The following is a 26,921-nucleotide window of genomic DNA, read 5'->3' on the forward strand; positions in this document are numbered from 1 at the left end:
CGTTTGGCTAGTAAGCAATCTTCAAAACTGAAGGCTTCCTCATGTAGGAAACTCGCGTTGCCTTTGGCACAGCAAAGCTGCCCGCCATCTCTACAACGGCTTCGATCGGGCAATCTAGTTCAGTCGATTTTTCGAGGAGAGCAGCTTTCACATAACCAGGCACATGCTCTAAGAATCGATGAACGGCTTCTAGTGGAAGGTGTTGTGTGATCAGTGTTGGTATTCATATCTCTCTCGGAATTATCACGTTGTAGGGTGGATTCGTTGCTTGCAGAATTAGCGTCTCTAGTTCATGTGATAACCCTGGTTTTTGCCATTGCTGAACCACATTAAAAGCAATGCGAATTACAGGGGAATTAATCCTATAGCCAATTTCCTAGCCGCCGATCAAGACGTTGGGCTGTCCTTTGATGATGGTAGTAGCGACGGGAATGGGTGCCCCAAAAGGGCCGATCGTATTCCCTGTGACGACAGACGTAACTCGTGCAGCAGGGCGACCACTAATCAACACGGTCAAAGAGCCGATCGTAATCACGCCTGGAGCGTAGTTGATCACTGGACCCATAACTTGATCACCCACACAAGCGGCTGGCAACCCACCGATCAAAACAGTAGGCACACCGGGAGGCAAAATTGCGTCGCCTGTCACAGTCAAATCAGTAATTCGGGCGGCTGGAAACATAGCGTTCTTAATGAGTTAAGTTGATTAGTTGAGTTTGATTAATCCACCTTGGACTTGAACGATCGCACTTCCCTTGACATTCGTGGTCACGGCTTGAAGATCGACCGTTACGGCTGCTTGAATTTTGATGCCTGTGGGAGTGACTTCGATCGTGCTTCCTCCAACGGTTAAGGTAATCTTCTGAGTTCCCGTCAGAGCAATCTCACCAGCATTTAAGCTAATTTTTCGAGACGTTCCAGTTGTGCCCGATTTGACGGCGATATCTCCGGTTGAAGTCAGACTAATTGTTTTATCGCTGTCATCCAATCGCAGTTTGTGACCTCCGTTGGTTTTGACTTCAATAAACTTCTCAGTATCATTGAGATGAATGTGATGTCCAGCTTTCGTCTTGACGTAGACACCGACTTTACTATCTCCTTTATCTTCTTCGACAAACTGTATTTGGTGTCCGATGCGCGTTTTGATTGTTCTCAGACGTACCTTACCATCCACAACTGTATTCTCAGTTTTTTCCGGCGGTGCGTCTTTCCCATTCCAAACCCCTCCAATGACATAGGGACGATGAATGTCTCCATGCTCAAATGCAACCAACACTTCGTCATTAATTTCGGGCAGACAATCAAAGCCACGGTTTGCACCCGCGCCCACTCCGACGACTCGCGCCCAGTTACTTTCATCCGCTTCAGTCAGTGTCGGCAACTTAACTCGAACACGCCCCCAACCCTTCGGATCTTTGTTATTGCTGACAATGCCGACCATGAGGGTTTGTCCCGGTTGCAAATGGGTTTGAGGAGAGGGTATTTGACTTTCTCCCCGCAGCCCTCGCACACTAAATTCTGTCGTGTAGACTCCTTGTATATAGCAATGTCGCGTGTCAGTCACATAATACTTGCCGCTATATTTTCCTAAATCTGAGAGTTTTGCGACTCGTCCGGGTCGGATGGCGGGATCTCCTTCAGCGATCGCATCTGCTTGCACAAATTCTCCTCCCAACTCATCCACCAAAGCTTGTGCCATCAAATCAGCTTCATCGGTGCTAAAAATGGGTTGATCAACCACAATCATTTTGGGATTCGCTGGCTTACCATCAAATGCTTGACTTGTAGTTTTACCTTTGCCGTATTCTGTTTTGGTCAAAACTTGATCTGCACTTTTATTAGAAATAATTGGCTTCTTTTGCGTATAGTCCCACCCGCGCACTTCTACCTCGTTCACCTGTTCTGCACTAGTTACCCGCACCTGAAAGCTATGAATTTCTCGCAGCCATTTCAGATCTAATGAATCTCCGATTTTTGGTTTACGAAAGTTAAGTTTACCATCTTGTACAAATAGCTCAAATCCAATCCGGGCGGCACGTTCTCGCAAAAACTCCATGTTTGTTTGATTTTCTTGAAACACATAATCGTGAGTCGGATTACTGGTCTCGATCGTGCCTCCTTTAATTCCAATTTCGCCCAAAATCTTTTGCACAATGTCACTATCTTTCATATTCTGAAACGATCGATTAAAGCGCCCCCGATGCAAGCGATGGGCGACATCATAGCCACGAATGATAATTGGAGCCTGTGATCTCTGAGTGAAGTGAGTCTCGATCGCAGTAATCTCAGCTTGCAGCACAAACTCCTCATTAACTTCAGAAAATTCTGTTGCCTGCGTTGTGCTGGAGATGAAGCCAATCTTGATCGCTTTGCCAATTGTGAATGTGTTCTGATGTTCCCAAACTTGATCCTGCGATCGTCCTGAGAAGTAGCTGTTATTGAGCATCAGCGTAAACATCCCTGGCAGGTGTAAACTTTCTTCAACTGTGACTTGCAGAATGTCCTCCATCAGATTAGCTGAGGCGGGCTGTCCGTCAATTTCGAGGAGGAGTTCGGGAATGTAGAGAACAGGCATGGGGGGAAGGATGAGGGATGAGGGATGAGGGAGGGCTTTGCCCCGCATTCGCGAGGAGGGATGAATACGATTAGCGGCCGAAGATGGTGCGGTTCGATCGACTGTCTCCATTTCGGTTCGCGACGGCTTTGTTATTTCCTTGTGTCGTGGGTTCGTCGATCTCAGTTAAAGTGATGTCTACTTTTGCTTGTACAGGTAAACCATCGGCTAAAAACCGTGTCAATTTGTAAGTGATTTGTTCTACAAAACAACGTAGATATTGTTGGTCGCCCCAGGTGAATAAGTAAATGGGGGGACGTTTTCCAACGGCGCTACCTTTCTCTGCAAAGTGAACGGCTTTGATCAACTTTTTGAGGTAATCTAAAACGTCCGTGCCTTGTTCATAAGTATCAAACACAAGATTAGTAAGGGTGAGCGTGCAGGGTTCGGGATGGGCAAAACTAATTTTTGATAAACCAGATTTAGTGCGACTTCCGGCGCTTTGATTAAGGCGAACTGCCTGCTGAAAAACTAGCTCGGTCGGGTTAAACATAAACTCGATCGTGTCACTTTCATCGGATATCAACTTCGCTTTTTCGAGTTTTCCAGATGCGACGGTGTTGTTGCGATTTGCATTTGTCATAGGTTTCCTAATAGTTAAATAATCACCAAGGCAAACGACCGGAATGCTGTCCTTGACGCTCTCGCCTGATCGCTAATTGTTGCTGGAGTTGACCATAAATCACTTGGGCCAAAATTTGTAGGTTGTGATCGAAATTTTGAGCAGATTCGTCTATGGTTTGCGTGTCAGATTGAAGGTCGATCGTTTCTTCTAAAATATTCTGGTCAACAGGAGATACGTAAGCATTGGGATTGCGTTTAGCTTGAATCAAAGACTTCTGCTGATCCACCTTAAGGAGACTTCGAGAAGATTTTACGGATTGAGTTTTTTCAGTATTCGCATTATGAAAGCCCTCTGGGGTAAAGATTAAATCTTTTGATTCCGAAGAAGGTTGACTGTTAGTTGAGCGCTGTATTATTTTTGAATTTCTGCCTACACTATTCACTGCTTCGCCTGCTAATTCAGACAGATTTGACCAGCTAGACGGAGGAGCTTGCTCGGAAGATATGAATTCAATAGAGGCTTGTGATTTGTCGATTTGACTGTTCTGTATGGGTGAATTATTTGTAGGATGATTAGCAGATTTCGTCTGAACCAAACGAGTTTTTCTAAGCTTAGTTTGAACCGCCTGTAGATCAACTAGAGATGAATACGTTTCTACATCAATCCTACTGTTTTGTTGTTCAGAAAGCGGCTTTATAGAGGTTGAATTTACTCTTTCAACAGAGGAGCTAGACGGCGATCGCTGAATAATTCCGTGACCTTTAGCAGAAGCTTGCGAGGAGTTGAACAAGTTACTAGAATGAGAGGGTTTAGGATGTGCGCGGGCGGACGATCGCTGTAAGTTAACCGTTTGATTGATTGGCTGTAATTGAGCAAGACTCTCTAATACTCTCAGCGATCGTGCAACAGGAGCAATAGTATTCTCTTCCGATAAATTCACCTCACTTCGAGATTTTTTAGAACTAGAAGACGCTTGATTCAATAAATTATTAGAATTACTAAAAGTAGTTTCCGACTCAGCACTCTCAGGCTTTTTTTGAATAGGTGAAGCTAGAGTAGATGTCTGCTCCAAAGACGAATCGCTTTGGTTCTCTTTCAGCTTGAACTGAATAAGGTTCTGATTACTTGCCTGTTGACTATTTAATTCTTTGGAAGTGGTTTGTAAAGCAGAAATAGAGGGATTTTGTGAAGTTTTAGATGGGGCGATCGCAGGCTCATTGACTTCCTCTTTCAAACGATCGTTCTCAATAGCTTGAGATAAATTAGATTCTACAAAGCTGGCTGGAGGAGCGTTAGTTACCTCAGAATAATTATCTAACTCCTTACAATTTAGCAGCGTGACATCATTACTTCTTGATCTCTCTAAAGAGTCTTGTTCCGAAATAATTGATTTAGAATCAGGTACAAAGGCTTTTAACTGTAATTTAGAACCAGGAAGACCTTCAGATAAAGCAGATGTCTTTTCTTGTAACACCTCATTTTCGATCAATCTTGTGTCGTGTGTAAAAGTTTCAGGTTGACTAATCAGATTTTCAGCAGAATTCGCTACTAGAAATGGAACTTCAAGATGAGAAGATACGGTCGCTGCCTCCGTTTCCTCACTCAGGGTAGCAGATTCTAATTTCTGAACATTAAAAGAATCAGCTTGTAGAAAAGGAGAAATTGAAGATTTATCAAGCGCTTGAGATTCAGATAGATTGGCTGGTTGATTAGAAGGAATCTCTAGCGATCGCTGAATAGAATTCTCTAGCATGGAATCGTCAAAAGAAGATTCTCCAAAACTTTCAAAGGTGACATTAGAGGAAGCAGATTCATCTAAACTTTTAGATTGTTCTAAACTCGACGAAGTTTGGCGCTGAACGATATCACTAACATCCAGCAAAGGGATTGAATTCTGTTGTCTTGAAGCAGCAAATTTCTGGACATCAGGAGGCGGCTGTGAAACATTTTTGAGGACACTCCATCCTTCTGGTCGTTCCCAATCTGCTTGTTGAATGGTGACTTCTGTCTGTAAGCCTCCTAACAAAGGTGGATTTAGTATCTCAATTGTTGATGATTTATGTAGTGCTTCTTGCTTTAAATTGGCGACTTTTAATTGGACATCTGTCTCACTATTAGTTACTTGGTCGGATGCTGTTTGAGCTTGAGCGGTCACTATTTCACCCGGAGAGATGGGTTTAGATTGCAACACATTTTTGATAGAACTAACATTGCTAAGTTCTACAGCAACGGTATCTTTGGCAGTTTTAGAATTGGAGTCTGCTAATGCAGAAGTGACGGCGACCTCATTCTCTAAGGAAGATACTTCTTTTTGCTGGAATCCAGTAGTCTGGTTGGGAAAGTTGTGGAGTGCTATCTCAGACAGGTCAGGCGATCGTAATGTCGATCGCTGAATTTGGATAGAGTCAGTCTCTGGTTGAGTGCTAACTTCGTAAGTTTGAATAGAGCTTTCATTATCTGGCGAGCGACTTACTTGATCAGCAGGCGCGATATCTAATGTCTGTTGCATTAGAACTTCATCAACCTTTAAAGCACTTGACTGTGAATCTAAGTCGTTCTTTAAATCACTTTCTTTTGACTTACCTGGCGTACTAGTAATAGTTTGATTACTTGCATCAGATAGGTTTAAAGACTGAGTATTATTAGAGCTAATAGTTGCATTTTTAGAGATACCTTCGGGTGAGGAAAGCTTCTGATCAGCTAGTGATTGTATTTCAGGACTAGATTGTGCGATCGCTGCGATTATTTGCGGGTTGCTAGTATTAGAAAAAGCTTTACTGCTTGAAATAATCTCTCTTTGAATAAAGGAATCATTGACCTGAGCTTGAGCAGGACTTGTTTCTATTTTTAATTCTGTCTCAAAACCTGTAGCGCTCTCATCTGGAACGAGTGGCTTGATCAACGAACTTTCAGAGTTAACATAAGCAATCTTTTTTACAGCTTCCTGAATGCCATGAGCAATTTCTTCAGATTTTTGAATAGCTTCTCGCCGAATTAATTCTGGTGATTCTGGTTGAGTATTTGTAATTGAAGTGGAATTTTTCTCTGCTATGAAATCTATGTTTTCATTTTGATTAATTTGACGTGTCTCAGAATCGGAATGGGCGATCGAATCCACAACACCCTGAGTATCAAATGCGATCACTTCAGATTTCTGAATGGCTTCTCGCTGAATTAATCCTGGCTGAGTATCTGTGATTGAAGTGGAGTTTCTTTTTACTATGAAATCTATATTTTCATTTTGATTAACTTGACGTGTCTCAGGATTAGAGTGAGTGATCGGATCCACAACACCTTGAGTATCAAATGCGATCACTTCAGGTTTTTGAATAGCTTCTCGCTGAATTAATCCTGGCTGAGTATCTGTGATTGAAGTGGAGTTTCTTTTTACTATGAAATCTATATTTTCATTTTGATTAACTTGACGTGTCTCAGGATTAGAGTGAGCGATCGGCGCTGCAACACTCTGAATATCAGGCGTAGTTGCTTCAGTTCTTTGTGTAATTTCTTGCAGAATTAATTTTGGTTGATCGACTTCAGCAGAGAGTGTTTCTGCCTTTGGTTCTATTGAAAAGTCTACAATCTCATGTTGAACTACTTGAGTATTTGGTTGTACTTCAGACTTGTGATCGGCGATCGTCTCAACATTTTGAACGAGCTTTCTTTGAATTGGCACTGTTTGACTTGCTCTGACTTTAGATGAGTTATCTGTTGCCTTTGAAGTCCTCCAATCTTGAACAGAGTTTTCCTGATTGAGAGAGGAAATAGCCAATGAATTGTTTGATGAGATCGATTCTATTTCGGGTTCAGGCTGTAAGCCAGAGATTCTATAGATACCTAAGAGAGAAACTGCACCTAACGGCGATAAAAATTGAGGCTGCAACCACTCTTGACCTAACGGAGCAGGCGACAACAAGGGATTCTGAATCCCTAATGTATCTTCCTCTTTGAAATCAGCATCCACCATACGCTAGTTACTCGGAAAGAACCCACCCGAATTGAAATCTCGCCCATTTCGATGGAAAATAGAACCACCCGTATTGCCCGATCGCGCTGGATCTGAGTTCACAGCTACCTTAATTCCTTCATACGCTAAAGTCAGTTCCTCGATCGCAACCGTCTCCGCATCTGCCTGCAAAGGAGCCGCCTGCCAACCAATTGGAATCGCCCCAATCAGCGTCCAACACTGCATCGTCTCACCCGCCTGATTAAACAACAAAATGTTGATGTTACGACGATAAGGATTAATCTGCTGATGGCTGCTCGGCTCCAAACGAGTCAACATCTGATAAGCCCAGCCCCAAAAAGTCAAGTCGTTGGTAATGCCGCGTTTTAGCGTCACTTCTGAGAACTCTGTATGACCTAAAATAATGCGCTGTTGATGATTTACGCCGCCTTCGGAGTAGCGATCGTAGTTCACCCGCACGCTCAACCCCGAACATTCGCTAAAACACGCACTGATGCAGCTTTCCTCAATCTCCACATAAAATCGATTGGCGGTGACATAGTTTAATTCATGCACATCACTGCCCGTTTTCATCCGTTTAATCTCCTGTGCATTCCATTGCGATCGCGCTGGTTACGCAAGTCATTCTCCATGAGTTTCAAAACCATTTCCCCCAGCGTTTGCATCAGCATGGGGTCAGCCAACACCTCACCTGCAATCTGATTGATCAGTTTGGAATCACAGTCCTCTCCGACTCGCGTTAATTCAATCGGGTCAATTCTCATCTTTGAGCCAACTTAATCTGACTGAAGTGTAGTCAGCCCCATGAGATTTTGATAGTAGTCGAAAGTCGAAGATCGGCGATAGGAATGCTTGTCAAACTGCCCCGTACTCCGAAAGCCAAACCTGTTGCATCATCTCAGTTTTCTCTCCGCGATCGCAATACAACAAACTAATTTACAAGTCTCAGCGAGATAGCTGTGCAAGCCGTTCTGCAAGCCATAGCTTAATAATTGACTGACGGGTGACACCCAATCGCTTCATAGTCTAATGCTTCGATCATCCAGGTCGGAAAATCCACGTTGCCTCGTTTCTGCTCATGACCAGGGCGCTTGGCTTGGGAGAGGTCTAAGAATTCAGTGATGTCTTTCCCCTGGTCGAATTTAGCATCAAATTCTGTTGCTTTCATAAATTGTGACCTCTTCTTCTCGCGATCGCCGGACTGATTCCTATCCCTTTAGAAAAGCGATCGCCCTTCCATATCTCTAACTCAAGATCGCACTACAAGAGCGGCGAGCGCAAGAAACTGCATGGGCTGACCCATACTACAATGACCTAACAGGATCTAGATTAGACTTGAAAGCGATCGCACCACAGAGGCTGAGAGACATGGTTCAAGCAATTCCTCAACTGATGACCTTGGAGGAGTTTCTGGATTGGTATCCAGATGGCTATGGTCGCTATGAATTATGGAATGGGGTGGTGATTGAGATGCAACCGACTGGGCCTCACGAGCAGGTGGGTGGATTTTTGGGAATCAAGTTAGGGGTTGAGATTGATCGGTTGGCGTTGTCATATCTAATTCCTCGACAGGCGATCGTCAAACCAGTAGACAACGAGCAGGCAGGCTACAACCCAGATGTGATTGTGCTGGATCAAACTGCATTACAAGATGAGCCATTATGGAAAAAGCGATCGACGATTACTCAGGGGAAATCAGTCCGAGTTGTGGTTGAAGTGGTGAGTACTAATTGGCGAGATGATTATGGGCACAAATTTATTGACTATGAGGCGCTCCAAATCCCAGAGTATTGGATAGTTGATTATTTAGGATTGGGAGGAAGGCGCTACATCGGCAACCCCAAGCAACCGACCTTTTCGATCTATCAGTTAATCGATGGAGAATATCAAGTGCAGCAGTTTCGAGGGAGCGATCGCATCATCTCCCCTGCTTTTCCAGAATTGAATCTGACAGCAGAGCAAGTATTTGCTGCGGGATTGTAGCGATCGCCCTTCCATATCTCTAACTCAAGATCGCACGACAAGACCGACGATCGCTTGAAGTGCATTCAGCACTCTGAGATTTTGATAGTGGTCGAAAGTCAAGGATTGGCGATCGCTTTCTTTTGAATTTGTGGCTTCTGCATACAGTCAACCTTCAACCCGATTGTTTGAATGTGTCACTGGAATGGAGCGCAGGGGCTTGTATCTTTCATCTCGATCGTGAAGTTAAGTTCTTAGATCGGTGGCTGGCGCACCTAATCCAATAATCGCTTGTACGTGTGGATTTTGACGGAAGTTTGCCTGATCTCCTACCAATTCCTGAGTAGTGACGCGCCCTGTAACCACTTCAGCTTCCAGTTTCTTGAGCTTTTGCATCCAATCGGCTTGCGCTGGAGTTTGAGTCGTTGCACCTGGAGCATTTTGAATAGCTGCCAGATCGATCATCATGCCCGTTTTTTCTCGTCCAATCTTGCCAGATTTTGCGCCTCCTGTTGTCGAAAATTCTGCGCTCTTGGCTCGCCAATCATGTTTATGTCCTAATGCATTTGTGCTACCAGGGGCATCCGTCTCGCAGCCAATCAACAGCGCTCCGTCTCGCGTGGCTGTGGGCGGTTTGTAGCCAATATAGAGGTGTCCATAGGAGCCGTTGGGGAGAATGACTGCACCATTGATATCGACGTTGCCCAGTCCACCCACAGGCAGGTCTAACCCGTAGTGATGCGTTTCACCTGTTTCAGTACCTACTTTTGCATTAATGGCTGCACCAAACCCTTTCTTCTCTTTGAATGATCCAGTCTGCCCTTCGCCGATCGCAACACGGTGAGTTCCGGCTGTTCTGGTGTGGACTCCAGAAGTTTCTGCTTCTTCACCAATCAGCCATTTAAAGAATCGGTTTGGGTCTTTTTTGGCGGCTGGGATGCGGATATTCACTCGCCCTCCGTGGGAAAGCGCAACGGCTACTTGTTCTGTCCAGTTGTTGAGTGCCCCTTGGGTGTCGTAGTAATTTAAGCCGTATTGCATGACCACAAACAACCGCCGCACAATTTCGGTTGCCAGCGTGGTTCGAGTTTGAACTTCAGTACTCTCGTTCGCCGTTAGGTTTGCTCCTCCTGGATCTGTGAGTCGATTTTTTTGAGCCTGCGTGGGATCGGTCAAGGTATCTTGCCAGACTTGAGCATCGCGTGCGTAAATACGCTGTTTTGCAGCATTTGCCGTAGCGGGATCTTTACTTTCGATCGCATCGACCTTCCACATCGGAGGCTTATTCTGAACATTCTGCTGTGCCCGATTCACGCCAGCATAGGAGGCAGTCCATAGCCTAAATCCAGAGGGTAAATTTTCCCAGCCACCAAAATCTGTGCCCTCAGCGTAATCGGCTACTGGCATTGGAAAATTTGATCCTAGAACAACTGCATAGGCATGGATGTCTCCGTTGGTGAATCCTGAATCTTTTAACCAGGTTCTTCCGTTTGAGGATTGTGCAAGCTGTGCAAGCGCAGCGCGTTCAGGGGAGGTAAACAACCGAGTATCGTTTTTATAGAGTTGCTTGACGGCTGATTTAGCGTCCTTAGTATTTTTGCCGAAGGGCAGCACTTTATCAACATAGTATTTCTCAGTGCTGTTGAGGCTGTCGTAATCGGTGAATAAGCATTGAATCTGGGGAGTCGCTTGGATCGTTCCGGTTTGCTGCACTACATGAGTTAATTCGTGTGCCAACAATTCTTGCCCACTGCTGCTCTGAGGCGAATACGCTCCTTGTCGAAAGAAGATATCCCGTTGAGTGGTGAAGGCTTTTGCTTGCAGCGACTGATTTAACTGGTCAGCTTGAGGGCTGGTATGAATTCTAACGCCACTAAAATCGCTACCAAACGCTTGCTCCATTGGTTCTCGAATGCTGGCTGTAAGGGGCTGTCCGCTACCACGCGATCGTCGAATTGCGTTTTCTACCTCTGGATCTGCGGTCATACTGCTGGCTTCAGATTGCCGTTGGGCGATCGACTTCATCCTCAATTCTTCATCTTCAGCTATCTCTTGCCGTTGAATCGGTTGTGTCTGAATCTGATTGACGATTTGATGAGCCACCCGATCGGCTTCCTGTTCATACTTATCATTGGGCTGTCCGATCGTCAGTTTTGCCTGAATGGGAAACAGCGGTTTGGCGAGAAGGTTATGTGACTGAGCTTCTGAAGATGCAGGTTTTTGAGGTGCAAATGGACGGGTTGGAATCACCGAACTAGCGGTTGGATTCGTATTTGCTTTCTTTTGAATCTGCTGTTTCTGCATCACAAGCCTCAGCGTGAAGATGTTTTATTGTGGCACCGAAATGAATTACAGAAGATTAGACTTTCGTCGAGTTACACCCAGCCTTTGACTTCGGAATCGGCGATCGATCGTTCCAGCTTGACATACTCGCGTTTTGCCGCCTGTACCAAATGTTCCATCTTCACAGGCTGATTGGCTTCTGCTGCCAAAAATGCCGCATTCAGGGCAATATTGCGAATGTTTCCGCCAGCGACCGTGAGCTTGGCGAGTTTGTCGAAATCCAATCCTTGCGTGGGCGTTTGGGTGGGGAAGATTTGTCGCCAGATATCAGCACGCTGTTTGGCATCGGGAAAGGGAAACTGCACGACAAAGCGAATGCGACGCAGAAAAGCGGTATCCAGAGAGTCTTTGAGATTGGTAGTGAGAATGGCTAATCCCCGGTAAGCTTCCATGCGCTGTAACAGGTAGCTGACTTCGATGTTGGCGTGGCGATCGTGCGAATCTTTGACCTCCGACCGCTTGCCAAAAATTGCGTCGGCTTCGTCAAATAACAAAATCACGCCTCCCGTTTCTGCGGCATCAAAGACGCGACGTAAATTTTTCTCAGTTTCACCAATGTACTTGCTGACAACGGCGCTTAAGTCAATTCGATAAAGGTCGAGTTTTAGTTCGGTTGCCAGGGTTTCGGCGGCCAGCGTTTTGCCCGTTCCGCTTGACCCGGCGAAGAGGGCACTGATTCCTAATCCACGATCGCCTTTTTCAGCAAATCCCCAGGTTTCGTACACTTTGGCGCGGTGTCTAACCTGAATGGCAATGTCTTGCAGCATCTGCTGTTCGCGCTCTGGCAAGATCAGATCAGTCCACTCAGAATCGGACTCAATGCGTTGGGCAAGACTATCTAAATTGGGGCGTGCTTGAATTCGGCAGGTGTTCCAGAGTGTATTTTTGGTTTGGTTTACTGCTGTACGTGAAATCGTTTGAATTGTGGTGGCGTTGAGATTGAAATGGGAGGTAAGGGTTTCAATCGTCCCGTTTAACTCAGCATTGTCTTCTAAAGCGTTTTGCCAAATGGTGTACTGTTCTTGGCGCGTGAGTGGGGGAATCTCAAACGTGACTAAATAGCGTTGCCGGGGATGATGGCGATCGCGACTCATCACAACTAACGGACAGCGCACCGTTTCTATAAACTGAATAATCGATCGCCCTTTCTCGGTTTCTAGTAAATCTGAACTAAAATTGAGTAACAGCGCACTATTCGTTAAGATAGCTTCCCGTTCCCAAAGGCGTTGGATTAAGTGTAATGAATTGGGATCAGTGGGCAGTAATTCTGCATTCAAGCGATGGAGCGATAATCCTAATTTGTGGCAGGCTGTCGTAGCGATCGCTTGTTGGCTGACGGGATCGGCTCCACAGAGTTGCATGATCGGGAAACTTGAAAAATCTTGTTGCCACAGGGCAGAAACTTGGGCAGCGATTTGCTGGTGAGAAGGCTGAATCGGGTCTGAATTAAATTGGACGGATTCGACAAAGGTAGAGAGGCGATCATCCAAATGAGACAAGCCTGCCAGGTAATGAAGAATTCGTTCGTCAATGCGTAAAGGACTGGCTGTGAGTGCGTTGCCGCCGCCGATTTCAATCAGTCGCCAGCGTCGTAAAGGAGCCGTCGGGAGCAAGCCTGCCCAATCGGAATGGAATGAAAGTCGCAACGCTAAACCCAACGTCGGATAATTGAGTTGAGAATCGCCCTGGGCTTCTGCACACAAAGCCGACCAACCACTGTCAAATTCCATGCCTGCACAAAGTAACAGCACTTCACGATCGAACACCGACAGCCCAAAAATCTCACTCAACCGATCCAATGCAGACCCAAACGTGGGATCGATCGCTTCAAAATCGGGTGAAGTTTCAATCTGAGCCAGTTGACAGAGACGAGATCGAATTTGAGCGATCGCTGCCATCAAAAATTGTTGATTTTGTTCGTGCCAGGTTAAAGCTGTGATCATGCGCCGATCGCGATTTTTGGACGAGTATACCAACCTGATGTCACAGAATTAGCATCACTTTCTTCAACAAACAGCAGACTCTCAGCCCCATCAATTTGTACCCGAACCAGATAATCCGCCGCTTTGACCTCGCGAATGGGAATGGTGATCGTTTCTGTATCAACCGTACGATTGCTTGCTTGAAATAAATAAGTCACAGGTTGATCTGTCGTCCACTCATTGAGAATTAACAGGACTCGCTGTTGCGCTCCAACGATCGGATTCACTCGAACAACAACGTTAGCAGCGTATAAATTATCACCATCATCAACAGAATTGAGAACCGTTACATCAACAATCGAAGGACGCAAAACAAACGCCGCCACATTGGACTCGATCGCTCCCTGAATCACTTGTAAAGACTGCACACCCGATCGCAAATTTCGCAGCGACGAGAGCACAATCTGAGTTTCACTGATCTGATTTGGGGCAACTTCAAACCCACCGATCCTTACCCACGTTTGATCCCCGCTCAAATCTTTGCCGAGAATTAGAAGCGAACTGTTGGCCAAAATTGGCTCAAATTTCCCTGCTTGAGAGAGCACCATTTCGACGATCGGCTGACTGGTAAAAGGAGCAACCCCAGCAAATCGACGATCGCGAACGGGTAACGCTTTTTGTGCCAAATCTTCTCCGTCTACCACGACTACGGAGGCTTTATAAGCGATCGAGAGCGTGTAAGGGGATTGAAAAAACACCGACCAGACTTTAGAGAGATCTTCTAGCGACAGATCCATTGGCGTAAAGCGAATATCTTCGACTTGAGTCGCCAAATCTGATCCATCCAAAAAGCGAAAGTCTTCATCCGCCAGCGTTCTCTGAATCATTGCCCCAGTAATCACCGTATCGTCACTCAAAGTACGCACAATTCGTCCCAAAAGTCGCTGCGGTTCCAGTCGCGATTCATCTCCCACAAAGCTAAACATGTAATGTAAATCAAGTGCCGTTCGCGATTTCGTGGCCAATTCTCCTCTGCGATTTCGCTGTCTCAGATCAGACTTCTGATGCCAAACTGGATTCAATGCGGTCTGATACAAATACACATTTACCCGTCGCTCTAACGCCCCTCGCAGCAGCGTATCTGGGCGATCGGTCGTCACTTGAAATCCTTCTTCTGCCACTTGATCTTGCAGGATTTTGCGGAGAACAGCGGTGACGGTCGCGATCGCGAGATGATTGCTCATGGATAAAGGGAGGAGGGAGGAGGGAGGAGGGAGGACGGAGGACGGAGGAAAAGCGCTGGGTGTTGTATGAATATCAAGATCAATATCAATTCACTCCTCACTCTTATGCTGATACCAGTCCTAGTTTGAGAACTTTGACGATCGCTTGCGTTCGGCTGCTGACTCCGACTTTCTCGAAAATGGCGGTGAGGTGAGCTTTGACGGTGGCAACGGTGATGTAGAGATGTTTAGCGATTTCTTCGTTAGAGGCACCTTGTACGAGCCACTTCAACACTTCCTGTTCGCGATCGGTGAGCCGACAAGCCTGACGCGCCTGAATCGATCGACCTGCGTAGAAATGGAACAGCCGGAAAAAACTCGTCGCGACATCGGGAGGCAAATAGACTTGATCTTGCAAAACGGTCGCGATCGCTTCACACAAATGAGCCGCTAACCCTTCTTTGAATACGTATCCACAGGCACCTGCTTGCATTGCTCGAAACACCCATTCATCCTCTTGATGAGCCGAGAGCGCAAGAACTTTAGTCGTCGCATTTTGGGCTTTTTGATGCAGCAGGAAATCAATGCCACTGCTCTGTGACAGTTCTAAATCTAATAAGACTAACGTGGGATGTTGTTCTGCCGTGAGGTGAATGGCTTGATCGACAGTCGCCGCTTCACCCACCACTTGAAACTGCATCGATCCAGTGACGCTATAAAAGTCGAGTAGCGTTCGTAATCCTTGACGAAAACTGGGGCGATCGTCCACTAACAAAACAGAAATAGTAAGGAGTGACATGGTAGAGAAACCTGAGTGGGGAGGTGAACTTTATGAGCTAAGTCGGGGAAGGACAATCGAAAACTGCGCTCCGCCCTGGGGCAAATTTTCGGCCCAGAGACTGCCTTGATGGTCGAGAATAATCTTCTGAGCGATCGCCAGTCCTAGTCCTGTGCCGCCGGAGCGTCGAGAGTAGAAAGGGACGAATGCCTGGGTGAGATCGGTGGGCGATAAGCCTGATCCCTGGTCAGAGAACTCGATCAAAACTTCGGAGTGAAAAACTTGCCAGTGACAGGAAATTGTGCTTCCCGGTGGGCTGAAATGAATTGCATTACTCAAGAGATTGTCAAACACCTGTCGAATCTGCCAACCGTCTACCGTCAGCATCGCCGAGGAATTTGAATAGTGAATCTCTAGCTGTTTGTCAGCGATCGCTTCCTTGAGTTGGGTCACGCTGGCTTGAAAGAGCGATCGCAGGTCGCAGGCTGTGATATTGAGTCCTGCTTGCGAGCCACAATAGAGTAAGTTCTTCAGGTTTACACTCAGATCTTTAGCGGTTTCTTGAATCGTTTCAACTTCTTGTCTGAGCCGTCCTTCTGGCAGTTGTAAATGAAGCAGATCTGCATGGAGACTAATCAGCGATAAGGGATTTCGTAGCTGATGTTCAACTCGTTGTACGACCTGTTCTAAAAGCTGTATCTTGGCTTCTTGACGGGAATACTCCTCGTGTAAGAGTAGTGACTGCCTGATAACGTGGGCTTGTTGTTGGATAATAGCTTGCTGGTGATCAGAGAGCCATTCATCACAGCATACTAGCAAGTACTCACAATCAGGTCGCAGCGATAATAAACAAACATAGGATTTGTAATGAACTGCTGACTTAAGTTCTACGACCTGTAGAATAGACAGAATTTGTTCCTGGCAGGCTTCGACTTTAACGGCGATCGCTTCTATATCCAAATCAGAATTCAAATCAGAATCCAACTTGGAGGAATCGCGATCGCAATAAGTGATCACTTGACGATCAGAATTGAGCGATCGGAATACAAGACAAGCTGCAACCAGGGGCAATTGGGCTGCTAACTGCTTGAGGTGGAGATGATAAACATCTCTCGTGTCCAGCAGGCTAAGTGAACACATATTAAGTAGTGTCTAACGCAACGAATTCTTTGGAAAAAGTTGAATAGAGTCGAAAAGACTTGCCTAGAAGCGTTGGATAAAACTAGGAACCACACAAACCAGACCGAAGATTAACTGATAGATCAAAAAGACATCTAGCGGTATTACCTCATTTTAATGCCCCCTGATTCCCTAAAAAGAGGAAATGGTACTAAAAGTTACTCATCGCCTAGATTAATCGCAATGAGGGAGAATTTATCCATTCCCACATATTTTTTAAAATTTCGACAAAGGTCTAATAACGTTTGGGTGATCAAATCCCTAATCTATAACCTGTACGGTCTATCGACCTGAGTTCTATGATTTCTGCGATCGCCCAAACCTTGGCGGAAATTCTGTCTAGTGAAATTTCGTTCATTCGTAAAGAGCAGATTTACTTTAATCACCCTGGCACAAAATCCATTCCAGGACTGCGCCTCAATCTCTACTGCTACGACTTACGCGAACATTGTTTTGCCCACGCGGTTAGCGATCCAGACGCTTCCGAGTCAATTTCATCAGAAAATTCACTTGCTAAAAGGGTCGATGTTTCGTTTTTGATCAGCGTTTGGGACTCAACCGCCCTGAGCGAACAGCATTTGATATCGGAGGTGTTGACTCTGCTATTACGACATCATTTTCTACCCGAAGCGTCTCTCGCTCCCGTTTTGCGACACCAGGGGCTATTGCCTATGAGGGTTTCGGGTCAAGACCTGAGTGAAACGGCACAACTCTGGCGAGCGTTAGGCGTGCCGTTGCGGCCCTCAGTGCAGGTAGTTGTCACAGTGCCTTTTTGCTCACATGGCTCACCTTGCGTAGTCAGTCAACACAATTAACTTTTTTACTTAACTTGGAGGACTTCTGCTCATGGCCTTAGATTACTTTGCTCCTGGCGTATATGTTGAAGAGGTCGATCGCGGCAGTCGTCCGATCGAGGGTGTGAGCCTAAGCGTTGCCGGGTTTGTTGGTTTTACCGAAGACATTCGCGGCGGGGCAGAACAGTTCAAACCGATGTTGGTGACGAGTTGGGATCAATATTTGCAGTACTTTGGCAAACCAGGGTCTACGGGATTCGCAGGATTTCCTGGAGACCCCGCAAAGGTTGATGACCCCAAAGCTAAAAAGGATTTTTTCTTTTATCTCCCATTCGCGGTGGACGGCTGGTTTAAGAATGGAGGCGGTCGGTGTTGGGTGGTGAGTATCGGTCGTAAACCCCCCATCAAGGGCTACGAGGAGCCGTCCCCCAATGGCATTAAACTACTGCTCCACAACGCCAGCAAAAAGCCTTCTTTAGTCTTTAAATTCAAAGCACCTGCAACGCCTGCCCCTGCTGCTGACTCAACGCCTGCAACGCCTGCTGACCCAAATGCGGAAACTCCCGCAACTCCTCAATTGCCTCCCGCTCCCGCGCCTCGTCCTCTGTTGATTTCGATTCAACCTGATGAACCGCTAGATGGTAGTTTTGATACGGGCGAATTCTTCAAAATCGTTGTCCGAGATGACGAAGAAGTTCTAGAAGAACACAGTGGCTTAACCATGCGGCAAGGGGTTGATGCAAAGGTAGGAAGCTATGTCATTACGAAGCTTGCTGATGCAACCAATGGGTCAAAACTAATTACGGTAGAATTGCCCACAGACGTAACCGCTTTGACGACAGATACTGCAAATCCGGCTAAGGCGATCACGGCGGCGATCGCTCAACGCCCCACTAGCGGCACTCATGAACTAGTTCCTCCGCCCGAAAGTCTCGATCCAGCCACTTGGACTCAAGAGTTGCAAGGGGTGCGGAAGAAGAAGACAGGCGTTCAGGGAATTTTTGAAGTTGACGAAGTGGCGATGATTTCCTGTCCTGATTTGATGCTGGCGCTGCAACAAAGCTGGCTCGGTTGGGATCAGGTCAAAGGCTTTATGGAACTGATGATCGGCAACTGTGAAAATGCGTTTCCCAGTCCAGCTTTTCGCATGGCGGTGATTGATGCTCCTCCGATGAAAGGCGAGGAAATCGTTTCTCCAAAAGAACACACGCCCCAGGATGTGGATCAATGGTTAAGCAGCGATTTGAATCGCCGATCGCAGTTTGCTGCCCTTTACTATCCCTGGATTGAAGTGGCAAATCCTGGAGACAACGGCAAGCCAATTTTCGTACCGCCTTCAGGTCACATGATGGGCATTTGGGCGCGGGTAGATCAGGAGCGTGGGGTATTTAAAGCTCCCGCCAATGAAACGCCGCGGGGAGTGTTGGGCTTGGCTTATGAAGTCAATATTCGAGAACAAGAATTGCTCAATCCCAAAGGCATCAACTGTATTCGCAACTTCTCGACCTACACCCGCGGTTATAAAGTTTGGGGCGCTCGTACCTTAGTCGAACCTGACAATATTCAATGGCGTTACATTAGTGTGCGACGGTTGATGAGTTATATTGCCAAGTCGATCGAGATGGGTACGCAATGGGTCGTATTTGAGCCTAACGATCAAGATTTGTGGGCGAGAGTCAACCGCACCGTCAGCAATTTCTTAGAAGGATTATGGCGACAGGGCGCTTTGTTTGGCGGTTCTCCCGCAGAAGCGTTTTATGTCAAATGTGATGCCACGATCAACACGCCCGACACGATTATGAAAGGTCGTTTGTATATCGAAATTGGCGTTGCCCCGGTTCGACCTGCGGAATTTGTGATCTTCCAGATTAGTCAGTGGTCGCCCAATCAGTAAGTTTGAGTTGTGGATTTTGATAGCTGAAGGAGAATTGAAATGGCGATCGTAACGGTTGAAAATTTTGAATTAGTGATCGACGGATTGGACAGTTTGTTGTTTATGAGTGTGGATATTCCGCCCTACAAAACCGATGTTCAAGGGGGAGATGTGCAGATGTCAGGCAAACGAGGAGGCGTGCGCCAAACCTTAACCAAAAAGCGAGAACAATCTGCTCAAATTACCTTAAAAACACTAGCCAGCGGCGATCAAAAAAGCACCAGTTCCAAAATGCGTACCTGGCTGCAAGAATGTATGCCCAAGTCTGAAAACGGCAAAGGCTTTCCCGATTCGGCCCGCAAAAAAGGCTCGATCGATGCCTACAACTCAGAAGGCACCAAAATCAGTTCCTGGCGACTCGACAACGCCTGGATTTGCAAATACACGATCGACTCCCTGACGATCGACGGCGGACTTTTTGAAGAAACCTTCACCCTCCAAGTCGATCAATTTGAACGCGCTTCTTAAAACGGTGTGAATTCGGTGAATTTTTCCGCTTCGTTGTTTAGCGCTTTTGCCCCCCAACCCCCCAATCTGGGGGACTTTCAGATTATATTCTTCTTTCAAAGTCCCTCACTCGTGGGGGATTTAGGGGGCTGCCCGGATTTGTACCGCAGCGAAGGAGTCCCTCATCCCTTCTGGAATCCCCTCATCCCTCATCTCTTCCTGAATTCCCTCATCCCTTCAAATTGGAGAACCCAATATGGCAGACGTTCCAGAGTATTTATCTAAAGACAGTTTTGATGTCGAATTGACCGATTTGAAGAATCTAATTGTCAAAGAAGTCAGCGGTTGGCAAGTCGATATGTCGCCCGCTCAGGCCGAGAACTCGATCGGCTCTGGGCCCAAAGGCAAAGCCCTGATTCTCAGCGTCCCCAGTCAGCCTAAATATGGCAGTGTCAAAATCGTTCTCATTCCCGGCAAACACCAGCAGGGTGACGACACCAAACTCTATCAGTGGTATTCAGACTGCTCCTCAAAAGCCAACTTGGGAGAAGCAGCTAAGGCGCGATCGCTCCGCAAAGATATGACCGTCAACGTCTACTATTCAGGCACCGACGGCAAAGTGGGCATCAAATACGACTTTAGCGGAGTTCTCCCCAGCAGTTTTGAAGTCCCGGCTCGAACCGCAACTAGCAGCGATTTGGAAACCTGGACATTCGAGTTGCAATTTGAACGCATGAAATTCTCGCTCAAAGATCCTTAAATGCCTACTGCTTTTCCCGAAATTCTCACCGCTTGTCGCTTTTATTTGGAACTCAAACTCGACGGCAGCGACGATTCTGTAGACGGCTACTTTAGCGAATGTCAGGGCTTTCAGGTGAGCCAAGCGGTAATCGAGGCTTGCGAAGTCACCCCTCAAACCTGGGGCAAAGCGGGCACGTCGATCGGTCGAGTGGTTCGCACCAAAATTCCGGGGAATGTCACCTACACCAATCTGATTTTGCGGCGAGGTCTGACCGTCTCAGCAACGTTGTGGAATTGGATGGAAACGGTGGGGCAGGGCAACTGGTCAAAACAGCGTCGAGACGGTTCGCTAGTCGTGTATAACCAGGCAGCCGAGGCGCAATTTCGGTTGGAGTTTCAGTCCGGCGTGCCTATGCGCTACAGCATTACAGATTTGAGTGCAGCCGAAGGTGGATTTGTCGTCGAAGAGTTGGAAGTGGCAGTAGAAGGATTGAAGCGGGTTGCAGTGAATTAAGGAGCGGAGAATTAAGGAGGCGACATGCAAACTGAATTTGAGTTTACGTTACCCAAAGGCTATCTTGATGGCGAAGGAAATCTGCACCGTCAGGGCGTAATGCGATTGTCGAGAGCGATCGATGAAATCGTTCCGATGCGCGATCCGCGTGTCAAAACCAATCCTGCTTATGCAACGGTGATCATCTTAACGAGAGTCATTACGCAACTGGGAATCTTACAGGAAATTACCCCAACTGTGATTGAGGGATTGTTCGCTTGTGATCTGAGTTATTTACAGAAGTTTTACCGTCAAATTAATGAATTAGAAGATCCTGGCAACGTGTCAACGAATACTTCGCCCTCACCAAATGTATTGCAACTGAACGCTTCTTAAAACACGTTAGAACATGAAACCGATCGCATTCAATTTCACACTTTCCAAAGGATTGATCGACGCTACCGGAAAATTGCAGCAACAAGGAACGATGCGGCGGGTGACTGGCAACGATGAACTTTTGATCCAGAACGATCGCCATCTGCAAGACGACCCCAACTATGGAACGCTAATACTCTTATCACAGGTGATTACTCAATTGGGAACCTGGGAGACGATCGCGCCCTCCGACCTCGAATCTCTGTTTCTGACTGACCTCACCGACCTGCAAACCTTATTCAATCATCTCAACCAGCCCTACGTCGAGTGTTGCCCATCGGGGGAATTTTTGGCTACCCCTTAGAGCAGCTATACGAGGAGGTAGCCTTTATTGCGCTGCACTTTCACTGGTCACGCGACGAGATTTTGAACCTGGAACACGCAGAGCGGCGACGCTGGGTTGAGGAAATCAAGCGGCTGATTTGAGGAAAAAGAAACCGAAAGAAGGATGGAATAGGACGGGGATGATCTAGGATTGGGAAATTAGCGTGATCGAGAAATTTTAACCATGAGTAATGCTCCATTCAACGACGAAATTACACTAGCAGAACAAGCCGAAGCGCTAGGTCGAAAAGCACTGAAACTAGGGTTAATTCCCAGTTTTGTGGTGCGTCATTTTCCAGACAGTTGGGAGTTCTACATTCCTAACGAAAAAGAATCAGCGATGCGTTCTCCCGAAGAGGCTTACTTGTATTTAAAGAAGCTGATTGGTTCGTGAGTTATATCGTATCTAAAACTTTATGAATTGTTTGATAAATTGATTCCAATTCGTGATCGGTGATGCAGTAAGGTGGCATTAGATAAAGCGTATTACCAAGTGGACGCAGAAAGAATCCCAGATCGAGAAAGCGATCGCGCAAATCAGACCCGATCGTGTTGAAATAACCTGATTGCTCCTGCGTTGTGATTTCCATTGCTGCGATCGTTCCACAAACTCGGATTTTTTCGACTCTAGAATGTTCCTTTAGATATTGATTTAAGTATTGACGATGCTGAGATTCCAGCTCTCGAAACCGTTGTGGAGACTGTTCTAAAAGTGTGAGGGAAGCCAATCCTGTGGCACAAGCTAAGGGATTCCCAGTAAAGGAATGGCCGTGCAGAAACGCTTTACTCGCGTCGTCACTGTAGAACGATCGATAGATTTCCTCACTCGCCAATGTCACCGCCAGCGGCAAACAGCCCCCTGACAATCCTTTCGACAAACAGAGAATATCAGGAGCCGTCTGGGATTTGAGACACGCAAACAACTCGCCCGTTCGCCCAAAGCCCGTCATCACTTCGTCATAAATTAGCAGCACGCCAAACTGATGAGCCAAATCTTGCAGCGATCGGAGAAACTGCGATCGACAAATCCGCATTCCCCCCGCCCCTTGAATCAGCGGTTCGATAAAAATGCCTGCATAGCGATCGCGACTTAAATAAGATTCAATCTTCTCTAACACCTGATTTTCACGATTCTCAACTTCAGAATCTTCATCAAACGTCGCTGGAAATGGCACCACATCCATCTCAAACATCAACGCCCGAAACGGCTGCCACCAGTCACAACTTCCGCCGATCGACATGGCTCCGATCGTATCGCCGTGATAGCCCCCCTCAAAGCCCAAAAAGCGTGTGCGAGGTTCGCCTTGATTGCGCCAATATTGACACGCCATTTTGAGCGCCACCTCGACGGAAGTAGACCCATTATCTGAGAAAAACACCCGCGTCAAAGCGTTTGGTAAATGCGTCAGCAGTCTGCGGGCTAACTGCTCGGCTGGCTCGTGGGTAAAGTTGGCAAATATGACCTGTTCTAGCTGTTTTGCCTGGTAATAGAGCGCTTCAGCAAGTACAGGATGGGCATGTCCATGAATTGTCACCCACCAGCTTGAGATGCAATCCATCACCCGTCGCCCGTCTTCCAATTCTAGCCAGATGCCATCTCCTCTCACGACTTTGAGCGCTGGAGGAGCGGTTTTCATCTGCGTAAAAGGTCGCCAAATCGGAGAATCAGAGGAGTTCATAGAATGAGCGATCGCAAAACAATCCGCCTAAATTTCTAAACTCAATGTACCAGTCCATCCCGACTAATTGAATCAATTCTTTTATCCTTCATCGCCCATTCTTCAATTTGGCTGACATGCCCAGAGGTGAAGCTGCGAATGCTCTGATCAGCTAACCGCACCAGCAAACAGCCCCGATCGCTAATCCCAACCGCCTTACCTGTCACAGTTTCCCCATGCAGTTCAATCGTAACGGTATGACCCAAGAGAGCATCACGATCGCGCAAATCAGATAATAGAGACTGCAAAACAGATTGGTTTTGAGAATACTGTAATGATTGCCAAGGCGTAGTAATCTTTAAAAGATGAGCACGAATGCGATCGAGAAAAGCAAATTCATCAGGAACCGCAACCACTTCATGGAGACTAATCGGATTGATCATCTCTTTTAACTTAGAGAAATCAGCACAACGATTCAGTCCAACGCCTACAACTAGCTTTGTATAGTCTCCCTGAGTAACGCCCTCACAGAGAAGACCTGCCAATTTTCTTTGATTTAGCCATATATCATTCGGCCACTTTAGGCGCAACTGATGGTCTAAATCGGGAATCAATTCTTCAACCGCATAAATCACCGCTAAACCTGCGATCAAACTAAGTCCCGATAGCTGTGAGGTAGGAATGTGTAGCACAACACTCAACGTCAAAACTCCCGGTGGTGCGTACCAAGTTCGCCCATGTTGCCCCCGCCCCTGAGTCTGTTGTTGAGTAAAGACGACGGCTCCAGATTCTAACTGAGTTAAATGCTCGATCACCCATCGATTAGTACTCGGACAGCTTTCTAACCAATGCAGCCAACTAGGAGCGTCTGGAACGATCGCACTCATATATCGCACTCCTATTTCTTGTCCAACCATTAAAAGAGCCTACCATTTCGCTTAAATTCTTAAATTGTTTATGGAACCCAATCTAGACGAGCCTTATCACTCCAAAGGTAGATGGAATCTTAGTATTAGTTACTACTTTCGTTGGTCGCTTCCCTATCTCAAGGTAGGCAGAGATTTAGATTTGAGATTGCTAATCTTAACTCATGGAAAACGCACCAGGGAACACGAGCCGCAACGGTTTCTTACTGAAGTTCTAATCTAGAACAACAGGAGTGTTTATAGGACAGAAATCAGAGCGGTGTAAAGGTTAAATTGCATCTTTACCAGGTCACATCAAAGGGTTAAGCCTTTACTCAGTGCGGTCTGAGCTTGTGAACGTTAGTGATTGATCATGTAAGTACATCTTGAATTTAGAGAACATTAGCAGAGGGAAAACACAATGGGTATTCTAGCTTGGATTGTTTTAGGTTTAATTGCAGGCGCGATCGCTAAAGCTATCTATCCCGGTCACCAAGGCGGCGGCATTTTGGGAACGATGATTTTGGGTATTGTAGGGGCCTTCTTGGGCGGTACGCTGTACACGGTTTTGACAACTGGGACGCTCGCTCTAGGCTCGGTTGGTCTGAGCTTTGGCGGTATTGTAGTCGCTGTGTTGGGTGCAATTTTGGCGCTGTTTATCTACTACGCCGTTGCAGGTCGCAATGCCTATTAGATTGCTAGGGTGATTGAAGGTGATCATAATAGATCGTCGTAAAGCGATCGCTTCGTCACCAAACTCTACAAGCCATTCTGCGGAATGAACAAGAACCCCCGACTTCTTAAAGAGGCCGGGGTTTTTTATCGCTCAGGTTTCTAATCACTTGGGGCTAAAACTTGAGCCGATTTAGAGTACTTTCTCGCATCAGTCGATCGTATAATACCCAATCAATTTGTTAATGCTACAGATCCTTCGCCCCCTAAATCTCCCAGTCTGGAGGACTTTGAGAATCCGAGACTGCTTGATTTAGGAGATCCCCTTTTGCATATCATTTCTACCTAATGATCAGAGAAATACTTGCTCAGGTTTGTTTATTAAACTTGCAGCGGTCTAGCATACAAACGTAGAGAAAATCAAGTCTACTTGCACACAGGCTTTTTGGGTGTTTTACGCTTCAATTAAGAGAGGATTCTTCCACAGTAAGGTTATGGAACGCTCATCCTCACTTCGGCTCAAAGAACTCGCCACCCTATTTTTTAGATTGGGCATCATCGGTTTCGGCGGCCCCGCTGTGCACATTGCCATGATGGAAGATGAGGTCGTCAAAAAGCGACAATGGCTGACACGGGAGCAGTTTCTCGATTTGCTGGGCGCGACTAACCTGATTCCTGGGCCCAACTCGACAGAAATGGCGATTCATATTGGCTATGTCTATGGAGGATGGCTGGGTTTGATTGTGTCGGGCGTTGGATTCATTTTGCCTGCGATCGTCATCACGGTTGCATTCGCCTGGGTCTACGTTACATTTGGTACGATTCCTCAAATTGCATTCCTGCTTTATGGGATCAAACCTGCTGTGCTGGCGATCGTCTTAGATGCGCTCTGGCGCTTGGGCAAAAAAGCCGTCAAAACTCGTAAGCTTTGGGTAATTGCGATCGCCGTCTCGCTCCTCGTCTGGTTTGGTCGCGTCAACGAAATTGTTGCCCTCTTAAGCGGCGGATTGTTGGGAATGATTTGGCTTCAGTTTCCCGATCGCGGCAATTCTACAGAAGAGGCGAATCTACTTATCGCTGGTCTTGTGACGGGCACAGTTTTGCAGGCAAGTGCGGCGACTGTGGCGACTTCTCAAGTTTCGCTGTGGCAGTTGGGATGGTCGTTTCTCAAGATTGGCAGCATTTTGTTTGGGGGAGGCTACGTCTTGCTGTCATTTATTCAGGGCGAATTTGTTGAGGGATATGGCTGGCTGACTCAACAACAATTGTTGGACGCGATCGCCATTGGTCAATTTACGCCTGGCCCGATTCTTTCGACAGCCGCCTTTATTGGATATGTAATCGCAGGTATTCCGGGAGCCATTGTCGCAACGGTTGGAATTTTCTTACCATCCTTTATTTTTGTCGTTGCGTTAAATCCTTTTATTCCATTCTTTCGTCGATCAAAATGGGCATCCGCATTTTTGGACGCAGTGAATGCGAGTGCGTTGGCGTTGATGGCTGTCGTCACATTACAGTTAGCAATCGCAACTCTAGGAAAACCGACGGCTCCTTATCTTGATTTTTTGGCAGTCGCGATCGCGCTAGTCAGTGCTGTTTTAGCGATTCGATTTCAGGTAAATGCGGCGTGGTTGGTAATCGGGGGAGCAGCGATCGGGTGGCTGGCCTTTTCGCTAGGCTACGCTCAGTAAAGCGATCGTCATAAGTGTAAATTGTCACCAAATTCACACACAAATTCCGTGATCCCCAGCCCTACCGATTCGGGAAGAAAGCGGGGTATCTCTCGTTCTTCTGATGTCTAAAAAAGGTCAGATGAGGGAAAAATTCACGCTGCACCAAATCAAGCCAGTACACCAAAGTCTGCATGACTTCTTTGAACCCAGCTTCTCGCCAAAGGGTACGGGCACAAAGGAATAGGTGATTTGGCACATCTATTAGCACATCTATCTATATAGTGAGCATCCGA

The 26,921-nt window shown here is 46.6% G+C and carries 27 protein-coding genes; 12 read left to right on the plus strand and 15 right to left on the minus strand.

What is annotated here, in order from left to right; genetic code table 11:
- Positions 1-7: 7 nt before the first annotated feature.
- From ACKFKF_RS07790 to brnA, 8 genes are all read right to left on the minus strand, one after another.
- Positions 8-151: a hypothetical protein gene (locus ACKFKF_RS07790; protein WP_446867202.1), complete on the minus strand. Its 144-nt coding sequence runs from the start codon at positions 149-151 to the stop codon at positions 8-10.
- A gap of 225 nt (positions 152-376) precedes the next feature.
- Entirely contained in the window at positions 377-682 is a 306-nt protein-coding gene (locus ACKFKF_RS07795; RefSeq protein ID WP_446867203.1) for a PAAR domain-containing protein, read from the minus strand.
- Between the two features lie 24 nt (positions 683-706).
- The gene (locus ACKFKF_RS07800; RefSeq protein ID WP_446867205.1) at positions 707-2,575 is read right to left on the minus strand and encodes a VgrG-related protein; all 1,869 of its coding nucleotides are present in this window, start codon (positions 2,573-2,575) and stop codon (positions 707-709) included.
- A 70-nt stretch (positions 2,576-2,645) separates the two neighbouring features.
- On the minus strand, positions 2,646-3,197 hold the full coding sequence (locus ACKFKF_RS07805; RefSeq protein WP_446867207.1) for a CIS tube protein: 552 nt from the start codon (positions 3,195-3,197) through the stop codon (positions 2,646-2,648).
- Between the two features lie 22 nt (positions 3,198-3,219).
- Positions 3,220-7,146: a hypothetical protein gene (locus ACKFKF_RS07810; protein WP_446867208.1), complete on the minus strand. Its 3,927-nt coding sequence runs from the start codon at positions 7,144-7,146 to the stop codon at positions 3,220-3,222.
- 3 nt (positions 7,147-7,149) lie between these two features.
- Positions 7,150-7,719 carry a phage tail protein gene (locus ACKFKF_RS07815; protein WP_446867209.1) on the minus strand — a complete coding sequence of 190 codons (570 nt, stop codon included), beginning with the start codon at positions 7,717-7,719 and terminating at the stop codon, positions 7,150-7,152.
- Positions 7,716-7,910, minus strand: a complete 195-nt coding sequence (locus ACKFKF_RS07820; RefSeq protein WP_446867210.1) for a hypothetical protein — start codon at positions 7,908-7,910, stop codon at positions 7,716-7,718. The genes ACKFKF_RS07815 and ACKFKF_RS07820 overlap by 4 nt, the downstream gene beginning before the upstream one ends.
- A 221-nt stretch (positions 7,911-8,131) precedes the next feature.
- Positions 8,132-8,314: a type II toxin-antitoxin system BrnA family antitoxin gene (gene brnA, locus ACKFKF_RS07825; protein WP_446867211.1), complete on the minus strand. Its 183-nt coding sequence runs from the start codon at positions 8,312-8,314 to the stop codon at positions 8,132-8,134.
- A 200-nt stretch (positions 8,315-8,514) separates the two neighbouring features.
- Between brnA and ACKFKF_RS07830 the strand changes: the two genes are divergently transcribed.
- The gene (locus ACKFKF_RS07830) at positions 8,515-9,129 is read left to right on the plus strand and encodes a Uma2 family endonuclease (RefSeq protein ID WP_446867213.1); all 615 of its coding nucleotides are present in this window, start codon (positions 8,515-8,517) and stop codon (positions 9,127-9,129) included.
- A gap of 225 nt (positions 9,130-9,354) precedes the next feature.
- On the opposite strand, the gene ACKFKF_RS07835 is transcribed toward ACKFKF_RS07830, so the two are convergent.
- From ACKFKF_RS07835 to ACKFKF_RS07855, 5 genes are all read right to left on the minus strand, one after another.
- Positions 9,355-11,412: an eCIS core domain-containing protein gene (locus ACKFKF_RS07835; RefSeq protein WP_446867215.1), complete on the minus strand. Its 2,058-nt coding sequence runs from the start codon at positions 11,410-11,412 to the stop codon at positions 9,355-9,357.
- A 71-nt stretch (positions 11,413-11,483) separates the two neighbouring features.
- Entirely contained in the window at positions 11,484-13,394 is a 1,911-nt protein-coding gene (locus tag ACKFKF_RS07840) for an ATP-binding protein (RefSeq protein ID WP_446867217.1), read from the minus strand.
- On the minus strand, positions 13,391-14,617 hold the full coding sequence (locus ACKFKF_RS07845; RefSeq protein ID WP_446867218.1) for a DUF4255 domain-containing protein: 1,227 nt from the start codon (positions 14,615-14,617) through the stop codon (positions 13,391-13,393). The genes ACKFKF_RS07840 and ACKFKF_RS07845 overlap by 4 nt, the downstream gene beginning before the upstream one ends.
- A 103-nt stretch (positions 14,618-14,720) precedes the next feature.
- Complete coding sequence (locus ACKFKF_RS07850) at positions 14,721-15,395, minus strand: response regulator (protein WP_446857696.1); 675 nt, start codon at positions 15,393-15,395, stop codon at positions 14,721-14,723.
- Between the two features lie 30 nt (positions 15,396-15,425).
- Positions 15,426-16,514, minus strand: a complete 1,089-nt coding sequence (locus tag ACKFKF_RS07855; protein WP_446867219.1) for a sensor histidine kinase — start codon at positions 16,512-16,514, stop codon at positions 15,426-15,428.
- Positions 16,515-16,852: 338 nt separating this feature from the next.
- On the opposite strand from ACKFKF_RS07855, the gene ACKFKF_RS07860 reads away from it, so the two are divergent.
- The 9 genes from ACKFKF_RS07860 (at position 16,853) to ACKFKF_RS07900 (ending at position 22,114) form a co-directional block, all read left to right on the plus strand.
- Positions 16,853-17,368 (plus strand): Pvc16 family protein, encoded by a 516-nt coding sequence (locus tag ACKFKF_RS07860; protein ID WP_446867221.1) that lies wholly within the window; start codon positions 16,853-16,855, stop codon positions 17,366-17,368.
- 31 nt (positions 17,369-17,399) lie between these two features.
- Entirely contained in the window at positions 17,400-19,241 is a 1,842-nt protein-coding gene (locus ACKFKF_RS07865; RefSeq protein ID WP_446867223.1) for a phage tail sheath family protein, read from the plus strand.
- A gap of 39 nt (positions 19,242-19,280) precedes the next feature.
- Positions 19,281-19,748 (plus strand): phage tail protein, encoded by a 468-nt coding sequence (locus tag ACKFKF_RS07870; protein WP_446857692.1) that lies wholly within the window; start codon positions 19,281-19,283, stop codon positions 19,746-19,748.
- A 235-nt stretch (positions 19,749-19,983) separates the two neighbouring features.
- Positions 19,984-20,487, plus strand: a complete 504-nt coding sequence (locus tag ACKFKF_RS07875; RefSeq protein WP_446857691.1) for a phage tail protein — start codon at positions 19,984-19,986, stop codon at positions 20,485-20,487.
- Positions 20,488-20,982 carry a phage tail protein gene (locus tag ACKFKF_RS07880; RefSeq protein WP_446857690.1) on the plus strand — a complete coding sequence of 165 codons (495 nt, stop codon included), beginning with the start codon at positions 20,488-20,490 and terminating at the stop codon, positions 20,980-20,982.
- A 24-nt stretch (positions 20,983-21,006) separates the two neighbouring features.
- A complete protein-coding gene (locus tag ACKFKF_RS07885) occupies positions 21,007-21,357 on the plus strand; it encodes a hypothetical protein (protein WP_446857689.1) in 351 nt (116 codons plus the stop codon).
- Positions 21,358-21,370: 13 nt separating this feature from the next.
- On the plus strand, positions 21,371-21,700 hold the full coding sequence (locus ACKFKF_RS07890; protein ID WP_446867225.1) for a phage tail assembly protein: 330 nt from the start codon (positions 21,371-21,373) through the stop codon (positions 21,698-21,700).
- On the plus strand, positions 21,664-21,822 hold the full coding sequence (locus tag ACKFKF_RS07895) for a DUF6760 family protein (protein WP_446867227.1): 159 nt from the start codon (positions 21,664-21,666) through the stop codon (positions 21,820-21,822). Before ACKFKF_RS07890 ends, ACKFKF_RS07895 begins: the two co-directional genes overlap by 37 nt.
- 82 nt (positions 21,823-21,904) lie before the next feature.
- Complete coding sequence (locus tag ACKFKF_RS07900) at positions 21,905-22,114, plus strand: hypothetical protein (protein ID WP_446857686.1); 210 nt, start codon at positions 21,905-21,907, stop codon at positions 22,112-22,114.
- Position 22,115: 1 nt separating this feature from the next.
- On the opposite strand, the gene bioA is transcribed toward ACKFKF_RS07900, so the two are convergent.
- Together bioA and ACKFKF_RS07910 are read right to left on the minus strand one after the other, a co-directional pair.
- Positions 22,116-23,399, minus strand: coding sequence for an adenosylmethionine--8-amino-7-oxononanoate transaminase (gene bioA / locus ACKFKF_RS07905; RefSeq protein ID WP_446867229.1), 1,284 nt, complete (start codon positions 23,397-23,399; stop codon positions 22,116-22,118).
- Between the two features lie 41 nt (positions 23,400-23,440).
- A complete protein-coding gene (locus tag ACKFKF_RS07910) occupies positions 23,441-24,295 on the minus strand; it encodes a biotin--[acetyl-CoA-carboxylase] ligase (protein WP_446867231.1) in 855 nt (284 codons plus the stop codon).
- Between the two features lie 409 nt (positions 24,296-24,704).
- Here ACKFKF_RS07910 and ACKFKF_RS07915 point away from each other — a divergent pair, with 409 nt between their 5' ends.
- Together ACKFKF_RS07915 and chrA are read left to right on the plus strand one after the other, a co-directional pair.
- Entirely contained in the window at positions 24,705-24,977 is a 273-nt protein-coding gene (locus ACKFKF_RS07915; RefSeq protein WP_446857683.1) for a GlsB/YeaQ/YmgE family stress response membrane protein, read from the plus strand.
- 472 nt (positions 24,978-25,449) lie between these two features.
- Positions 25,450-26,646, plus strand: a complete 1,197-nt coding sequence (gene chrA, locus ACKFKF_RS07920) for a chromate efflux transporter (RefSeq protein ID WP_446867232.1) — start codon at positions 25,450-25,452, stop codon at positions 26,644-26,646.
- Positions 26,647-26,921 lie beyond the last annotated feature (275 nt).

It is taken from the genome of Phormidesmis sp. 146-12, assembly GCF_052939495.1.

Excerpts from the sequence above, each read along its gene's own strand:
- ACKFKF_RS07795 (WP_446867203.1), bottom strand. The coding sequence starts at position 682 with ATGTTTCCAGCCGCCCGAATTACTGATTTGACTGTGACAGGCGACGCA.
- ACKFKF_RS07800 (WP_446867205.1), bottom strand. The coding sequence starts at position 2,575 with ATGCCTGTTCTCTACATTCCCGAACTCCTCCTCGAAATTGACGGACAG.
- ACKFKF_RS07805 (WP_446867207.1), bottom strand. The coding sequence starts at position 3,197 with ATGACAAATGCAAATCGCAACAACACCGTCGCATCTGGAAAACTCGAA.
- ACKFKF_RS07810 (WP_446867208.1), bottom strand. The coding sequence starts at position 7,146 with ATGGTGGATGCTGATTTCAAAGAGGAAGATACATTAGGGATTCAGAAT.
- ACKFKF_RS07815 (WP_446867209.1), bottom strand. The coding sequence starts at position 7,719 with ATGAAAACGGGCAGTGATGTGCATGAATTAAACTATGTCACCGCCAAT.
- ACKFKF_RS07820 (WP_446867210.1), bottom strand. The coding sequence starts at position 7,910 with ATGAGAATTGACCCGATTGAATTAACGCGAGTCGGAGAGGACTGTGAT.
- brnA (WP_446867211.1), bottom strand. The coding sequence starts at position 8,314 with ATGAAAGCAACAGAATTTGATGCTAAATTCGACCAGGGGAAAGACATC.
- ACKFKF_RS07830 (WP_446867213.1), top strand. The coding sequence starts at position 8,515 with ATGGTTCAAGCAATTCCTCAACTGATGACCTTGGAGGAGTTTCTGGAT.
- ACKFKF_RS07835 (WP_446867215.1), bottom strand. The coding sequence starts at position 11,412 with ATGCAGAAACAGCAGATTCAAAAGAAAGCAAATACGAATCCAACCGCT.
- ACKFKF_RS07840 (WP_446867217.1), bottom strand. The coding sequence starts at position 13,394 with ATGATCACAGCTTTAACCTGGCACGAACAAAATCAACAATTTTTGATG.
- ACKFKF_RS07845 (WP_446867218.1), bottom strand. The coding sequence starts at position 14,617 with ATGAGCAATCATCTCGCGATCGCGACCGTCACCGCTGTTCTCCGCAAA.
- ACKFKF_RS07850 (WP_446857696.1), bottom strand. The coding sequence starts at position 15,395 with ATGTCACTCCTTACTATTTCTGTTTTGTTAGTGGACGATCGCCCCAGT.
- ACKFKF_RS07855 (WP_446867219.1), bottom strand. The coding sequence starts at position 16,514 with ATGTGTTCACTTAGCCTGCTGGACACGAGAGATGTTTATCATCTCCAC.
- ACKFKF_RS07860 (WP_446867221.1), top strand. The coding sequence starts at position 16,853 with ATGATTTCTGCGATCGCCCAAACCTTGGCGGAAATTCTGTCTAGTGAA.
- ACKFKF_RS07865 (WP_446867223.1), top strand. The coding sequence starts at position 17,400 with ATGGCCTTAGATTACTTTGCTCCTGGCGTATATGTTGAAGAGGTCGAT.
- ACKFKF_RS07870 (WP_446857692.1), top strand. The coding sequence starts at position 19,281 with ATGGCGATCGTAACGGTTGAAAATTTTGAATTAGTGATCGACGGATTG.
- ACKFKF_RS07875 (WP_446857691.1), top strand. The coding sequence starts at position 19,984 with ATGGCAGACGTTCCAGAGTATTTATCTAAAGACAGTTTTGATGTCGAA.
- ACKFKF_RS07880 (WP_446857690.1), top strand. The coding sequence starts at position 20,488 with ATGCCTACTGCTTTTCCCGAAATTCTCACCGCTTGTCGCTTTTATTTG.
- ACKFKF_RS07885 (WP_446857689.1), top strand. The coding sequence starts at position 21,007 with ATGCAAACTGAATTTGAGTTTACGTTACCCAAAGGCTATCTTGATGGC.
- ACKFKF_RS07890 (WP_446867225.1), top strand. The coding sequence starts at position 21,371 with ATGAAACCGATCGCATTCAATTTCACACTTTCCAAAGGATTGATCGAC.
- ACKFKF_RS07900 (WP_446857686.1), top strand. The coding sequence starts at position 21,905 with ATGAGTAATGCTCCATTCAACGACGAAATTACACTAGCAGAACAAGCC.
- bioA (WP_446867229.1), bottom strand. The coding sequence starts at position 23,399 with ATGAACTCCTCTGATTCTCCGATTTGGCGACCTTTTACGCAGATGAAA.
- ACKFKF_RS07910 (WP_446867231.1), bottom strand. The coding sequence starts at position 24,295 with ATGGTTGGACAAGAAATAGGAGTGCGATATATGAGTGCGATCGTTCCA.
- ACKFKF_RS07915 (WP_446857683.1), top strand. The coding sequence starts at position 24,705 with ATGGGTATTCTAGCTTGGATTGTTTTAGGTTTAATTGCAGGCGCGATC.
- chrA (WP_446867232.1), top strand. The coding sequence starts at position 25,450 with ATGGAACGCTCATCCTCACTTCGGCTCAAAGAACTCGCCACCCTATTT.